General features: G+C 50.7%; 1 protein-coding gene. It reads right to left on the reverse strand.

Annotated elements, in window-relative coordinates:
* Window positions 1-736, reverse strand: a 736-nt coding sequence (locus R7F64_RS23870) for an efflux RND transporter permease subunit (RefSeq protein ID WP_318072148.1), incomplete at both ends; no start/stop codon positions are given.

Raw genomic sequence — 736 nt, forward strand, 5'->3', positions numbered from 1 at the left:
ACCTAGCGAGACTCGGTGCAAATCGATGCTGGCGATGTTCATGTATACAAGCGTGAGCAAAATCGTCAGGAGCAAGCTTGCGCCAACGATGGTCGCACTCTTAAAGCCCATGAAAACCAACAACACCACAAAAACAATCGCGACACTTTCAAGCAGGTTGCCAACAAAGTCGTCGATAGACTTTTGTACTTCTTCAGGTTGATAAGCAACGGTCGAGATGTCGACACCCAGCGGCAGCGTTGCCTGGTAGTTAGCGATGATGTCTTGAATCGTATCGCCAAGTGACACCACGTTAATGCCTTGAACTGGGCTCACCGCCAAGGTGACAGCGGGCTCTCCGTTGTAGCGGTTTTCTGCCAATGCTGGTGTTTGATAACCCATGGTGATGTCGGCGATGTCACCAAGACGAATCAACCCCGAGCCAAACTCGCCGGTGCCACCATTGATGATTAAATTGCGAATGTCTTCTAGAGACTGAAACTCACTGGTTTGCGCAATACGAATACGCTCTGTACCCGCATCGAATTTTCCCGCTTCGAACGTGCTGTTTTGTGTGCTCAGTTGGTTCCAAACTTGTGCGATCGACAAACCATATTGAGCCAAGCGCTCGTCTGGCATATCGATATGTACAACGCGAGGTTGAACGCCGTGTAGCTCGATCTTTTTGATGCCGTCGACGGCTTTGATTTGGCGTTGCAGCTCTTCGGCGTAGCGACGCAACTCTTCTGGCGCAGCA

The sequence above is a fragment of the Vibrio sp. Vb1980 genome, from assembly GCF_033338615.1.
GTDB lineage: Bacteria > Pseudomonadota > Gammaproteobacteria > Enterobacterales > Vibrionaceae > Vibrio > Vibrio alginolyticus.